Here is a 14,145-nt window from a genome sequence, read left to right as displayed (position 1 = left end):
TGAAATACCGGTTTCGTAATGATCGAAGACCATTCAGAGGCAAATTACGTACCGTTGACGCCACTCAGTTTTCTTATGCGAGGTGCAAATTTCTTCTCCCGGCACCCCGCAATTATTTACGGTAGCAAAAAGACAACCTATGAAGACCTGTATTTACGGGTAAGACATCTTTCTTCCGCCCTTGGCAGTGCCGGCCTCAAACCCGATCAGGCCGTCGCCGTTCTGGCACCCAATATTCCGGCGATGATCGAGTGTCATTTTGCGGTGCCTCTTGCAGGTGCGGTTTTGTTCACACAGAATCCACTGCTGGAACCCGGAGTGATTGCCCGGCAATGGGCTCACACCAAGACAGCCCTTGTGATCTGCGACCAGGAATACCTGCCGCTTGCAAACGCGGCGATCGAACAAGCCGAGTGCACGGTTCAGCTTGTCGTCATTTCAGATCAACAAGCCGGCCACGCCAAATTGAAAGGCATGCAGGACTACGAAGACTTTATCGGCGGCGCGCCGGACGCCGGTCCTATGCATCGCATCGACAACGAGCGGCGACCGCTGTGCATATTATGCACGTCGGGAACCACGAGCAGTCCAAAAGGCGTCGTCTATTCCCACCGCGGTGCCTATCTGTCCGCTCTGTCAAATGCCATTAGCTTCGGTGTGACGCACAATTCGGTTCACCTTTGGACCTGGCCGATGTACCACAGCAACGGACTGTCATTTGTCTGGACCGTGACAGCCGTTGGAGCAACGCATATCTGTCTGCGGTCAGTCTCAGCAGCAGATCTCCGGGAGGAAATTCTCCGCCACCGGGTCAGTCATCTCTGCCTGCCGCCCAGCCTGCTCCATCTGCTTGCCGGGGAATTCACATCAAGCGGCCAGCGATATCTCAACCGCATTCAATGCATCACGGGCGGCGCGCCGCCGCCGTCCAGTCTTGTACAAAGGCTTGAAAAGCAGGGGATCACAGTTGTCCATCAATATGGCAGTTCCGAGTGCCACGGCCCGGCCACCGTAAGCATGCACAGGCCTGAGATTGACAGGCTGTTCGGCGTCGAAAAACGGGAGGTGATGGGCCGCCAGGGCACGCCGACCCCGGCGGTTGACGATCTGATGGTCGCAGAACATGCATCCCTTAGGCCCGTTCCAAAGGATGGAAAAACCCTGGGCGAAGTGCTCATTCGCGGAAACACGGTGATGCTCGAATATATTGGCGATGAAAACGCATCCAAAAATGTTCTGGACGACGGCTGGTTTCATACTGGAGACATTGCGCTTTGGCACAAGGACGGGTCCATTGAGATCAAAGACCGGGCAGTCGATGCCATCGTGTCAAACGGTGTGTTCGTTTCATCCGTCGAGATCGAGGACATATTATACGGTCATCCTGACATTCTCGAGGTTGCCGTGATTGCACAGCCAAGCGCATCGGCTGGCCAGTCTCCCTGTGCCTTTGTCACAACAACGCATGGGCGCGCTATATCGCAGGATGAACTGATGTCGTTCTGCAGGTCCCAACTGCCCGCGGACGCCGTTCCGACAAGATTTGTCTTTCAGGACCTTCCCAAAACGGCGACCGGCAAAATTCGAAAGGTCGAATTGCGCAACGCGGTTTCGAAGAAGGGAACCGGACAATAACAACGCCGCCCGGCTTGTCTCATTTCCGATTAATTCGCGCCGAGCTTCCGGCACCTGCCCATAGGCAATCGGCCTGTCAGACAAATGTCCGATTCTGAAATGCCGTAAACTGAAAGAGTAAATCTCCCCCTGATGCCATCTTTCGTGTCGCAGGTCCGATGCGGGAGGTATGGACATGGACAGGATTGAATCTGGCACATTTTTCTCCGCTGAAGGGCTGGCGGCACTGCACTTTCATTCGTTGTCGTCACGAAACGAGCGGATGGTATCCGGATCGGCACACCCAGCCTCACCGGACAAAACCGGTTTGGTTCAACGGCGACAGTGGACCCTTGCCCTCAGGCGGCTTTCGCGCCTTGAACATCTGATCGAACTGGATGCGCCTGAAGTCATTCTTCGCAACGAATGGCGACTGGTATGCGCCGCATTTTCCGCATTGGAAAAGCCGAACAATGAAACGGCGAATGGAATGTGTTCCGTCGCTTGAGCCGATCATGACGGCTTTGAATGACACATGTCCCGGACAGCCGCTTCAAGCACAACCTTCGGCCGATTCCGACAACAACCCTTTTCACCCCCAAGACTGACTCAAAGGAGAAAAAGATGATGAAAGCACCCATAGCAGCGTTGATGGCCGGAGCACTGGTCCTCTCGGTCGGCGCCATCGCCCAATCGCAATCCAACGTACAGCCCGCGGTGTTCACTGAGAACAACGAAGCCACTTTGCCCGAAGGCTATCGGCAGTGGGTATTTGTCGGTGCACCGCTGACACCGAACGCACTTAACGGTGGACAGGCTCCATTTCCGGAATTTCACAACGTCTATGTCGAGCCATCGGCATTCGCCCATTTTGCGCAAACCGGCGAATGGGCGGAAGGCACGCAAATCGTCAAGGAACTGGTGAGTGTGCGTGAGAACGACAATGATGAAGTCGGTGCGACAACAGAAGTCTCCGGTCGCGGATATCAACAGGGTGAATTCGGTGGCCTGGAACTCACCGTAAAAGACTCTGCCCGCTTTCCCGATATGCCTGGTGGCTGGGCCTATTTTTCATTCGGCCATCACGCACCGCCTTACGCGAAGACCTCCAGCGCGTTTCCTGCTGATGCTTGCAACGCCTGCCATGAAGCCAGCGCGGACACGGACTTCGTGTTCACCCAGTTTTACCCGGTCCTGCGGGACGCAGCGCCGGCGCGTTGACGCGGCACCATTTCAATCGATGAGGGATCAAGAACCATGACTACATCAGAAATAACGTCCGGCGATGCGGCGCGCTCATACGGCGCGTTGTCCGCAAATCTGTGCACGGGCGGCAAATACATAACGCTTTACGCTATTGCACTGATCTTCGTGTGGATCGGCGCCATGAAGTTCACGGCCTATGAGGCAGCCGCAATAGAAGGCCTGGTCGCTTCAAGTCCATTTGTCTCATGGCTCTACCCAATCCTTGGTCAACGTGGCGCCGCAGCGCTTATCGGTGTCATCGAAATCAGCGGAGCCATATTGCTATTTGCCAGGCCATGGTCGCCACGTGCCGGAATTGCCGGTGCGGCGATTGTCCTCGCAACGACGGCAACAACGGTATCGTTTCTCTTTTCTGCACCCGGTTGGGAGCCGAGCCTCGGCGGCTTTCCGGCATTGTCCGTTGTCCCTGGCCAGTTCCTCCTCAAGGACATTGCGATCTTTGGAGCTGCGCTCTGGATCGCCGGCGACGCCTACAGGGACATCACCTGAGCGAACCGACCGGTTGATAAACCCAAACCGGTCTCAGCCGGTGCAAGCCGACAGGCAAAACCCAACCGTTCAATCGAAACACATGGAGACAATCAGATGACAAAACATTCTTGCAACTGCTCACACCAGGAGATCGATCCCTCGCGTCGCCGGATCCTGACGACCGGGGCCGCGGCGCTGACCGCCGCGGGTGTAATCGCCGCGACTCCGGGAAGCGCCATCGCCGGCACGGAGCTTTATGCAGACCCGGAAAATCCTGCGCTTCCCGTGCGGCCGTTCGACATCGATTTGTCCAACACCGCTTTGGTCGTCACCGATCCCCAGAACGACTTCCTCTCGCCCGACGGTGCCACCTGGGGAGTCGTCGGAGAAAGCGTTACCGAGCAGAATACGGTGAACAACATCGAGAAGCTGTTTATTGCCGCCAAGTCGGTCGGCATGCCGGTCTTTGTGTCCCCCCACTACTACTACCCGCAGGATCACAAGTGGAAGTTCGAGGGCGTGCTCGAGAAAGTCATGCACGATATCTCGATGTTCGACCGTCCCGGTGCACTGGACACGACCGGGTTCGAGGGATCGGGTGCTGACTGGCTGCCGCAGTACAAGAAATACATCAACGATGGTGAGACCATTATCACCTCGCCCCACAAGGTCTACGGACCGGAGCAGAATGACCTCAATCTGCAACTGCGCAAGCGTGGCGTGGACAAGGTGATCCTGGCCGGCATGTCCGCAAATCTTTGCGTGCAGGCCCACTTGTACGAACTGCTTGAGCAAGGCTTCGAAGTTGCGGTCGTTCGGGATGCGACAGCGGGTGCAAAAGTGCCGGAGGGTGACGGTTATCTCGCCGCCCTGATCAACTTTCGCTTCGTCGCCAGCACCGTCTGGTGGACCAGCGATGCAGTCGCAAAAATCCAGACAGCGTCCTGATCTGCCTGCCCGGCTCGAACCCGGGATCTAAAAAACGTAATTGTGGGCGCCGTTGAGATGCGGCGCCGCCACACAACTGAATGGAGACACTGATGTTACAGACTGTCACGTTAACGAGCGCCGTCCGCAGACATGTACCGTTCGCGACCATTGTTGCACTCGTCGCATGGTTTGTACTGGCGCCGTCTCAGCCCTCATCAGCGGCTGATATGTCTGCGCCCGTACAAAGCCATAGTGTGCAATACCGGAGCGAGATGATAGACGGATTGAAGATCGCCTATCGCGAAGCCGGAAATCGGGATCGCCCGACGGTATTGCTTTTGCACGGGTTTCCAACATCTTCACACATGTTCCGAAATCTCATTCCGGTACTGGCGCAGAAGTACAATGTCCTCGCTCCCGACTATCCCGGTTTCGGTGCTTCCGATATGCCGGCAGCGGAGGATTATGACTATTCTTTTGCCAATATCGCCAGTCTCATGACCAGTCTTATCGACAAAAAGGGTGTCGATGAATACGCCGTCTATCTGATGGACTACGGTGCTCCGGTCGGCTACCGCATGTTCGCCGACGATCCGGAGCGGGTATCTGCATTCATCATTCAAAACGGCAATGCCTACGAGGAGGGGCTTCGGGAGTTCTGGGATCCGATCAAGGCCTACTGGGCCGATCCGTCCAGAGAAAATGGCGACAAGCTGCGCGGTTTCCTGTCGCTCGATGCCACCAAATGGCAGTTCACTCATGGTATGCAAAATCCGGAGGCTGTCAGCCCCGACAATTTCTGGCACGTGCAGTACCTGCTCGACCGTCCTGGAAACCAGGAAGTCCAGTTGGAACTGTTTCTGGATTACGGCACCAACGTTCCTGAATATGTCAAATGGCAGGCGCTCTTCCGGAAACATCAGCCGCCGGCGTTGCTGGTTTGGGGTAAAAACGACCATATCTTCCCGGCCGAGGGCGCATACCCCTATAAGCGTGACCTTGAAAATCTGGAGTTCCATCTCCTTGATACCGGTCACTTTGCGCTTGAGGAATATGGCCCGGAGATCGCCGCGAACATGCTAAAGTTCCTGGCAGGAATCGAAACCGCCGAAACCAACTGATCCGGACTTCAAGGCCGGGCCAGCAAGCGCCGCGGCGGACGCGTTCGGCGCGGCTTTGCTGGCTGAAGGGGTTGGGCAGGTCTTCCATTTTTACATTGTCGCCCTGCCCACTTCGGATCCGGTGGAGATGCGGCACGATATCGCCAGAGTCGGCGCTATCAGGCAAGATCAACCTGAAACGGTGGACGCGTGCCGGTCGCAGACATGTGCGTGGATCAACGGATACAGAAATTGGCGGCCAAAGGGAGCAGACACATGACGACGACTTTCGACGCAATCATCATCGGCACCGGTCAAGCAGGACCGTCACTGGCACAGCGGATGAGCAAAGAAGGCATGAAAACCGCCATCATCGAGCGCAAGTTGTTTGGCGGAACCTGCGTTAATGTCGGTTGCATTCCAACCAAGGCTTTGGTGGCCAGCGCGCGGGCAGCACACATGGCCCGTCGGGGTGCTGACTTTGGTGTCGTTGTTGGTGGTCCCATCAATATCGACATGCGGCAGGTCAAAGCCCGCAAGGATGCGATCGTTAAACAATCAAACACCGGCGTCACGAAATGGCTTCACTCAATCGACAATCTGACCGTATACGAAGGCCATGCCAGGCTCGAAAGTGCGAAAACAGTCCGGGTAAATGGAGAGCTGCTGGAAGCCGATAAAATCATCTTGAATGTCGGAGGACGCCCGGTCCTGCCGGACATGCCCGGCATTCATGACGTCGCCCATATGACCAGCAGCGACATGATGGACGTGGATTTTCTGCCGGATCATCTTATCATTGTCGGCGGCAGCTACGTCGGGCTTGAGTTCGCGCAGATGTACCGGCGTTTTGGCAGCCGTGTGACGGTTGTCGAAATGGGCGACCGCCTGATCGGCCGAGAAGACGCCGACATATCGGCGGCTGTCCAGGAGATCCTCGAAGCCGAAGGCGTTGACGTTCGTCTCAAGGCAACCTGCATCGGGCTGGCAAACCATGAAAAGGGTGTAGCCGTCACGGCAAGCTGTGAACCGGGCCCTGAAGAGGTTATCGGGTCACATGTCCTCTTGGCGGTCGGGCGAAAACCCAACACGAACGACCTGGGCCTCGATACTGCCGGTGTGGAAACGGATGCCCGTGGCTACATTACCGTGGATGATCAGCTTTCCACCAATGTTCCCGGCATCTGGGCACTGGGCGATGTCAACGGTCGCGGTGCCTTCACGCATACCAGCTACAATGACTACGAAATCCTCGCAGCGAACATGTTTGAAAACGATCCGCGGCGGGTATCCGACCGCATCATGACATACGGGCTGTTTATCGATCCGCCGCTGGGCAGGATCGGCATGACCGAAGCACAGGTGCGCGGGTCCGGGCGAAATGCGTTGATAGGCAAAATGATTATGGAGCGCGTCGGCAGGGCGCGCGAGCGAAGCGAAACACAAGGTTTCATGAAGGTTCTGGTTGACGCTGAGAGCGAAAAAATACTGGGCGCCGCCATTCTGGGCATCGGCGGGGATGAAGTCATCCACTCGCTCACCGACGTCATGTATGCCGGTGCATCGTACAAGGTGGTTCAACGGGCAACCCATATTCATCCGACAGTTTCGGAACTGGTTCCAACATTGATGGGGGATCTTGTAAGGATGAACTGAATGCTTCACTGCACGACACACAAACATTGCATCAATCGTTTTTGCGCGGTAAGCGGCACTCAGGACTGCCGTGCGCGCAACCGGTCAATCGCAAAGATGACCGGTTTTGGCGGGGCCTTTTGGTTGGTCCGGTTCCTAAGTTGAAATCCGGTATGGGCTTTGGCCTGTGACTGGCCTTCGCGAAAGAGGCGCCTTGCATCAAGGCACTTTTCCCGGGCGGCAACCAATGACACACCAGCGCGTCAGGCGGTCAAGTTTGCGCAAATGCTATTTGAATAGCACGATCGCATCCGTTGCCCATCCCACTCGGACCTTGCTTCCCGGCTGTAAAATTGATCGGCCCGCGGTGTTGCGCATCGAAATGCTGACCGGTGTCGACAAGCCCGGCAGCACGACATTGTAATAGGTCATGTCGCCGTAATAGGACGTATCTTCCACCTGCCCCTCGATAACGCGTTCGGCCGTTTCGGCTTCATCGAAAAGGACGGTGAGCATCTCGGGCCTGACGCCAACGTCGCTGATCTGCGACGGCGTCAGGCCGGCGGGAACGCTGGTCTTGGGAATTTCAACGCTCCCGAGCGCGGCGACATCGAGCGTTATGCTTGTTTCGGACTCTTCGGACATCTGTGCGCCAAGGAAATTCATCACTCCAATAAACGATGCCACCTGACGATTTACGGGCCGGCGATAAAGTTCTTCCGGTGTGGCGAGCTGCGCGACCTGACCATCAAACATAACGGCGATGCGGTCTGACATGATCAGCGCCTCTTCCTGGTCGTGGGTCACCAGCACGAATGTGATCCCGATCGACCGCTGGAGATTGCGCAGTTCGAGCTGCATCTGATCCCGGAGTTTTTTGTCCAGCGCCGACAGCGGTTCGTCAAGAAGCACCACCTTAGGCTTCATGACCAGCGCGCGCGCAAGAGCCACACGCTGTCTCTGACCGCCGGAAAGCGCGTGCGATGCCCGGCCGCCGTAGCCCGCCAGATCCACCATCTCCAGTGCCCCGTCGACCTCCCTTGCCAGTTCGGCCTTCGTCAGCTTTTTCTGGCGCAGCCCGTAGGCGATGTTTTCGGCGACCGACAGATGCGGGAATATCGCGTAGTTCTGGAACACCATGTTGGTCGGCCGCCGGTTGGCCGGAATTCCAGTCATCGGCTTACCATCGATTTCGATGGAACCCGACGTCGGATCTTCAAAGCCGGCGATCATGCGAAGCAATGTGGTCTTGCCGCAGCCCGACGGCCCCAGCAGTGAGAAAAACTCGCCCTCGTTGATGTGAGCGGAAACACCGCCCAATGCAACGACGGAACCGAAATGTTTGGTCACATCGTTCAGCGCGACTATCTGACGCCGGTCGTTGTTGTTTTCAGGGGTCAATTCTAAACGAGGCCTCCAGCAGGTGTATTGTCCTTGCCCTGACGGGCCGCGGCGCGGCGCCGGAACATTTCTGCGAGAATCAGAAGCAGAACCGTCGCGCTCAGCAATATGGTGCCCAGCGCCATCACCCCGGGCAGCTTGGTCGGGAAGCGCAACTGGCTCCAGATATAGACAGGCAGGGTCACATCGGTACCGGTCAGGAAGAAGGCGATGAGGAATTCGTCCAGCGAAATCGTGAACGTGATCAGCAGGCTTGAGATCACGCCCGGCAGGACCAGCGGCAGCGTTATGCGGCGAAACGTGCCCCATCGCGATTCGCCGAGATCAAATGACGCCTCTTCCAGGCTCACATCGAGCCCCTGGAAAGCCGAGTTCAGAACCGCCACGGAAAACGGCATGCAGATAAGCACATGGCCGATGACGACGGTCCACAGCGACAATCCCATGCCGAGCTGCACCAGAAGGACCAGAAGCGCAACGGCCACAATGATCTCCGGCAGCACCAGCGGCAGCATGATGAAGCCGACAATGCCTTTCTTGAACGGAAACCTGTAGCGGGCTCCGGCCCGCGCCGCACAGGCTCCCAGAATCGTGCTGATCACCGCCGTCGACACGGCAACGATCATACTGTTGGCGACGGAGCTGTGAAGCGCTTCGGTGGTCCACAGCGTCTGGAACCATTTGGTTGTGAAACCTTGCAACGGGAAGGCCACGATGGTGGAATTGTTGAAGGCAAACAGCGGAAGCAAAACGACCGGTGCATAAAGAAACACCATGTAGCCGATCGCATAGGCGGCGAGCCAGTTGAACCGTCCTGACCTGACACCGGGTGTGTTCATCGGCCTGCTCCCCCGCTGAACCGCCTGCTGGCCAAAACAATCGCCAGGCTGACGGCGCCGATGATGAACATCGAAGAAACGGCGAGCGCGGCACCCAGTGGCGCGTTGTTGGCCTTTCCGAACTGGATCTGGATCATGTTGGCAATCATCAGGCCGTTTGTTCCGCCGACCAACCGCGGCGTTATGAAGTCGCCCATGGTCGGAATGAGCACGATTAAAGTGGCTGCAACCAGCCCCGGCATTGCCAGAGGCAATGTAATCCGACGGAAGCGGCGGAACGGACCGTCGCCCAGATCCTCCGCCGCTTCCAGGAGGTTGCGGTCTATTTTTTCGAGCGCAACGAATATGGGCAGGATGGCAAAGGGCGCCCACGCATGGGCCAGCGTGATGACGACGGCATTGGCATTGTAGAGCAGAAAGCTCAACGGTTCCTCGGTTATGCCAAGTCCCGTCAGGGCCGTATTGAGCACGCCGTTGTAACCGAGGATCACCTTCCACAGGAACACGCGTAACAGATAGCTGGTCCAGAACGGGATGGTGATCAGGAAAAGCCACAGCGCCTTTTTGCTCTGCACGTGAAACGAGATGTAGTAGGCGACAGGAAAGGCCAGCAGGACCGTTACGGCGGTCACCACGAGGGAAATGGCCAATGACCGGATCATCAGCAGGCGGTAAAGCGGATCGCTAAAGGCCACCCTGTAATTCTCGATGGTCGGCGTCCGGTCGATTTCCAGATAGTCCTGCGTCCAGAAGCTGAGCGTGACCACCATGAGCAGCGGCGCCGCGAGCAAAAGTATCGAATAGATCAGTGTCGGAGAGATGAGCGTCAGTCCCTGAACGCCCTCCCGGTTCAACCCTATTCGCATGCATACATCCCCGTGGTTGCGGCTGAATGACCTGCTTTATGGAACCTTTGACCGATCCGACGCACTGCTAGTTGCCTTTATTTACCGGGCTTTGCCTCAATTCGGCATTGCGTGCGGCAAGCCTGCCTGCCGTCGGTTCATCACCGTTGAGCACAGGGAAGCGTTCACGCAGGGCGTCATGGTAGCTGCGCACGCCATACTCCCTGTCGGAAAGCATTATACCGTCATAGGCGCTGGAAAATGCCGCCTCCCAGGTCCACTTGGTGAGCAGTTCGTCCTCGCGGCTGGTCAGCCGGTCGATACGCCCGCTCAGATACCGCGCCGCGCGAAGCCGCCGGTCTTCATCCGGCCTGCGATAGGCTGCGCCGCGCTGGATGGACTGCCCGACAGCCACCGGGAACTCCTGATAGAAAATGACGGAGTCGGGATAAATGCCGAACACGAGGTTCGGAAACACGCCGATATAAAGCCACGCGCGCTTGTGTTCGCCGTCGAGATTGGCCATTTCCGGCAGCATTTTCATGTAGTGGCGAACGCTCCACAGACTCCCCTCGCCGCCGCGAAACGCGGAGAATGAACGCGCTGCCCCCGCCTCGAACGGCTCGTCATAGTAGTTGCTGCCGAACAGGTCGTTCAGCCCTGGATGCGCCATCGGAACGTGGTAGCCCTCATTGTCCACGTCGCGGATGCACTTCCAGTTGACATCCACGGTCTCCGTCCACATGCCCCTGCCATCTGCCGCAAGACCGGCCATGCCATACTGCTCGAGCTCCGCATCGAACCGGCCCAGCAGTTCCTTGACGGAAGGCTGCGGCCCCGGCTTGAAACGGACGAACACAAATCCGTTCCAGATCTCGAATTCAAGCGGTTTGAGCCCGAATTTGACCTTGTCGAGATCGGGAAGGCTTGCCGGCTGTGAAGCACCGCGCAGGGTTCCGTCAAGATTGTAAGCCCATCCGTGGAACGGGCAGATTATTGCCGAACGGCAGGTTCCCTTGTCCTCGCCCACAACTCGCGAACCGCGGTGTCTGCACAGATTGTGAAAAGCCCGCACCACGCCGTCCGATCCGCGCACGACCAGCGCTCTCTCGCCGACGAGATCGCAGGCGATATAGTCACCGTTGTTCGGCAGGTCTGCGACATGACAGACACATTGCCAATGGCTCCTGAACAGCTCGTCCTTCTCCAGCTGAAGCAGCTCCTCACTGAAGTAGCTCCAGGCCGGAAGGCCGCTGCGATCCCATCCTTCCGGCGGGTATTTGTCCGCGGAATTTACGCTGGAAACTGGCCGGTCCTTAACTGATTCAGACGTGTTGGTTGTCATTGTCACCCTCTTAAATTTTTTTGAGCGCTCAAATAAAAATACAGATCGCGAACCGATTTGCAATAGTTTGTTTTGCCCATCGCATGGGAAAAATGTGTACCCGGCATAGCATTATGAACATAGCGGCGTTTTCCGGCCGCAGCACAACCGGCTGCCAAACGCACATCCCGTCCGATCACGATTTCCCAGCGGCGACAGAGACTACGCGCCGGCAGATATTTCCGGTAAGAAGACAGCGGGATACGGTGACGGAGAATTTGTCAGGATCAGCGCACCAGACCGGCGGTGTGTCCCGGCAACAGCTTCTGCACAGTCCTGATGGTGACATCGAGGGCGCTGTCCAGATCCAGTGTCTCCGGCCAGATATAGAGTTTCTGCCAAAGGCCGTCCGTCAGCGAATCGATGCTCGTGGCCGTCATTTCGACCTCGGCCTCAGAGGCGCCCGGCATGAGTTCGGCGCATATCTCCTGGATCGCCGCTCCCCGCTTTTGATCGAACTCCCTCGAGATTTCGGCATAGTGCGGCTGGAATCTCAGCTCCCCCCAAAACGCGAACCAGATCGACAGGGTTTCCGGATTGCATACCGCCGGCGCGAAATCCGCGCGGATCAGCGCAATCAGCCTGCTCGCCGGATCGCTGTTCGCCTCGTTGAGCTCCCGCATCCAGTTGTCCTGGTACCTGCTGTACTGGGTTCTGAGGGTTTCGGCCAGCAAGCCGTCTTTCGTTTTGAAGTAGAAAACGGCCACGCCCTGGGACAAACCCGCCTCGTTCGCCACCGTTGCAAGTGTCGTTTTGGCGAGGCCGTTTGCCACGATTGAGCGCAAGGTGGCGTCGATCAATTGAAGGCGGCGCTTGTCGGCATTGTCTTTGCGTTCCCTGCGCGGCCTGGGCTTGTTCTGTGTTGATTGATTCATGTCGCATCATCTGATTTTGGAATGATTCATAGTGGTTATTCGATAGCTTTACCACCCGTGTCAAAAAATTTATTTGAGCGCTCAAAAAAACTTTACGCCCTCACTCACGTCGGCTACAGTCCGGTCATCATTGGAGGCCGTGAATGGGCAAACACAGTAAATATGACGCTATCGTTGCCGGGGCCGGTCACAACGGATTGACCGCCGCGTGCTACATGGCAAAAGCAGGTTTGAAGGTCCTGGTTGTTGAAAAAAGCGACTGGATCGGCGGTGCCGCGGTCAGCCGGGAACTGCATGAGGGCTGGACCTATTCCAACTGTTCATATGTCTGTTCGCTGCTGCGCAGGGAAATCGTGCGCGACCTGGAACTGCCCCGGTTCGGCCTGCAGGTCATCCCCTACGAAGGCGGCGCAACGCTGACGCCGGACGGCAATTATTTCGCCTATCTCTCCGATCATGACGCACTGCGCCCGGAGATCGGCCGCCACAGCAAAAAAGACGTCGACGCCTATGAGCGTTTCAGCCAGACCGTTGTGCGCCAGTGCCGCTTCATCCGTCCGTTTCTACTGCGCAATGCTGTCGATCCGACATCTCTCAAGCCCCGTGATCTGAACGAAATGCTGTTCCTGATCCGCAAGATGCATGACCTTGGGGCGAGAGAACTCGGGGAAACCATCCGCTTCTGGACCATGTCCATCGGCGATTTCCTCGACGAGCATTTCGAAACCGACCTTATCAAGGCGCACATAGCCGGATCCGGCATCATCGGAACCGGGCTGGGCGTCTATTCCCCCGGCACGGCCTACGTTCTTTTGCATCACTATATGGGCGATGTCGACGGCGCCATCGGCGCCTGGGGCTTTGCCCGTGGCGGCATGGGTGCGATTTCAAAGGCGCTCGCCGCAGCATTCGAGGAAGCCGGCGGCGAGATCCGGACGGGATCCGGTGTCGACCGTTTCCTCGTCAAAAATGGCAAGGTGCGGGGTGTCGCGCTGGAAAACGGCGATGAATTCGAGGCCCCCATTGTCGCGTCGAACATGGACGTCAAGCGGACTTTCCTCAAACATGTCGGCCGTAGCGAACTGCCGGACGACTTCGTTACCGCGGTCGAGCGCTTCAAGATCCGCGGCTCCAGCGGCAAGCTGAACATCGCGCTCGACGCCCTGCCGAATTTCCCGGCTATCCCCAAGGGCGCCTCCTTCATGCGCGGAGACCTGCATTGTTCCACCAGCCTCGCAGAGCTGGAACGGGCCTATGACGACTGGAAGGACGGACGCTGGTCGTCGGAACCCTATTTCGACATGCTGATCCCGTCTCAGATCGATCCGACACTGGCGCCGCCCGGCAGCCACATGATGACGGTGTTCGTGCAGTATGCGCCCTATGATCTCGAGGTCGACGGCGTGCGCAGCGGCCAGAACTGGAGCGATGCGCAGCGCAAGGCATTCGCCGACACCGTGTTCGACAAGATCGAAACCGGCTGCCCGGATATCCGCAAGCATGTCCTGCATGCCGAGATCCGCACGCCGCTCGACATCGAAAACGAGGTCGGCCTGACGGAAGGCAATATCTTCCAGGGCGAACTGACCTTCGATCAGTTGATCTTCAACCGCCCGGTTCCCGGCTACGCGCAATACGGCACGCCGATTGACGGTCTTTATATCGTCGGCTCGTCCGCGCATCCGGGAGGCGGCGTCATGGCGGCGCCCGGCGCCAATGCGGCACGCGAAATTTTGCGCCGGAACGGCAGGGGCAAAGCAATGCCCTCTCATGCGGCATAGGGAG

General features: G+C 57.5%; 13 protein-coding genes. 8 read left to right on the top strand and 5 right to left on the bottom strand.

Going from position 1 to position 14,145, the window contains the following annotated elements:
- The first annotated feature begins 75 nt into the window (after positions 1-75).
- From ABVT35_RS03895 to ABVT35_RS03865, 7 genes are all read left to right on the top strand, one after another.
- Positions 76-1,635, top strand: coding sequence for an AMP-binding protein (locus ABVT35_RS03895; protein ID WP_368464965.1), 1,560 nt, complete (start codon positions 76-78; stop codon positions 1,633-1,635).
- Positions 1,636-1,810: 175 nt separating this feature from the next.
- Complete coding sequence (locus tag ABVT35_RS03890) at positions 1,811-2,122, top strand: hypothetical protein (protein WP_368464964.1); 312 nt, start codon at positions 1,811-1,813, stop codon at positions 2,120-2,122.
- 116 nt (positions 2,123-2,238) lie between these two features.
- Positions 2,239-2,835, top strand: a complete 597-nt coding sequence (locus ABVT35_RS03885; RefSeq protein WP_368464963.1) for a cytochrome P460 family protein — start codon at positions 2,239-2,241, stop codon at positions 2,833-2,835.
- Positions 2,836-2,871: 36 nt separating this feature from the next.
- Positions 2,872-3,369: a YkgB family protein gene (locus ABVT35_RS03880; RefSeq protein ID WP_368464962.1), complete on the top strand. Its 498-nt coding sequence runs from the start codon at positions 2,872-2,874 to the stop codon at positions 3,367-3,369.
- Positions 3,370-3,465: 96 nt separating this feature from the next.
- A complete protein-coding gene (locus tag ABVT35_RS03875; protein WP_368464961.1) occupies positions 3,466-4,299 on the top strand; it encodes a cysteine hydrolase in 834 nt (277 codons plus the stop codon).
- A 92-nt stretch (positions 4,300-4,391) separates the two neighbouring features.
- On the top strand, positions 4,392-5,402 hold the full coding sequence (locus ABVT35_RS03870; RefSeq protein WP_368464960.1) for an alpha/beta fold hydrolase: 1,011 nt from the start codon (positions 4,392-4,394) through the stop codon (positions 5,400-5,402).
- Between the two features lie 255 nt (positions 5,403-5,657).
- Entirely contained in the window at positions 5,658-7,037 is a 1,380-nt protein-coding gene (locus ABVT35_RS03865; RefSeq protein WP_368464959.1) for an FAD-containing oxidoreductase, read from the top strand.
- A 267-nt stretch (positions 7,038-7,304) separates the two neighbouring features.
- On the opposite strand, the gene ABVT35_RS03860 is transcribed toward ABVT35_RS03865, so the two are convergent.
- The 5 genes from ABVT35_RS03860 to ABVT35_RS03840 all read right to left on the bottom strand — a co-directional run bounded on the left by ABVT35_RS03860 (position 7,305) and on the right by ABVT35_RS03840 (position 12,360).
- Positions 7,305-8,417 carry an ABC transporter ATP-binding protein gene (locus ABVT35_RS03860; RefSeq protein ID WP_368464958.1) on the bottom strand — a complete coding sequence of 371 codons (1,113 nt, stop codon included), beginning with the start codon at positions 8,415-8,417 and terminating at the stop codon, positions 7,305-7,307.
- Positions 8,418-8,419: 2 nt separating this feature from the next.
- A complete protein-coding gene (locus ABVT35_RS03855; RefSeq protein ID WP_368464957.1) occupies positions 8,420-9,256 on the bottom strand; it encodes an ABC transporter permease in 837 nt (278 codons plus the stop codon).
- On the bottom strand, positions 9,253-10,122 hold the full coding sequence (locus ABVT35_RS03850; RefSeq protein WP_368464956.1) for an ABC transporter permease: 870 nt from the start codon (positions 10,120-10,122) through the stop codon (positions 9,253-9,255). The genes ABVT35_RS03855 and ABVT35_RS03850 overlap by 4 nt, the downstream gene beginning before the upstream one ends.
- A gap of 67 nt (positions 10,123-10,189) precedes the next feature.
- Positions 10,190-11,446 (bottom strand): SRPBCC family protein, encoded by a 1,257-nt coding sequence (locus ABVT35_RS03845; RefSeq protein WP_368464955.1) that lies wholly within the window; start codon positions 11,444-11,446, stop codon positions 10,190-10,192.
- A 266-nt stretch (positions 11,447-11,712) separates the two neighbouring features.
- Entirely contained in the window at positions 11,713-12,360 is a 648-nt protein-coding gene (locus ABVT35_RS03840; protein WP_368464954.1) for a TetR family transcriptional regulator C-terminal domain-containing protein, read from the bottom strand.
- A 143-nt stretch (positions 12,361-12,503) separates the two neighbouring features.
- Between ABVT35_RS03840 and ABVT35_RS03835 the strand changes: the two genes are divergently transcribed.
- Positions 12,504-14,141, top strand: coding sequence for a phytoene desaturase family protein (locus ABVT35_RS03835; RefSeq protein WP_368464953.1), 1,638 nt, complete (start codon positions 12,504-12,506; stop codon positions 14,139-14,141).
- Positions 14,142-14,145 lie beyond the last annotated feature (4 nt).

The organism is Hoeflea sp. TYP-13 (genome assembly GCF_040932035.1).
In the GTDB taxonomy this organism is placed as follows: Bacteria; Pseudomonadota; Alphaproteobacteria; order Rhizobiales; family Rhizobiaceae; genus Hoeflea_A.
This window is presented reverse-complemented; position numbering and strand designations above follow the sequence as displayed.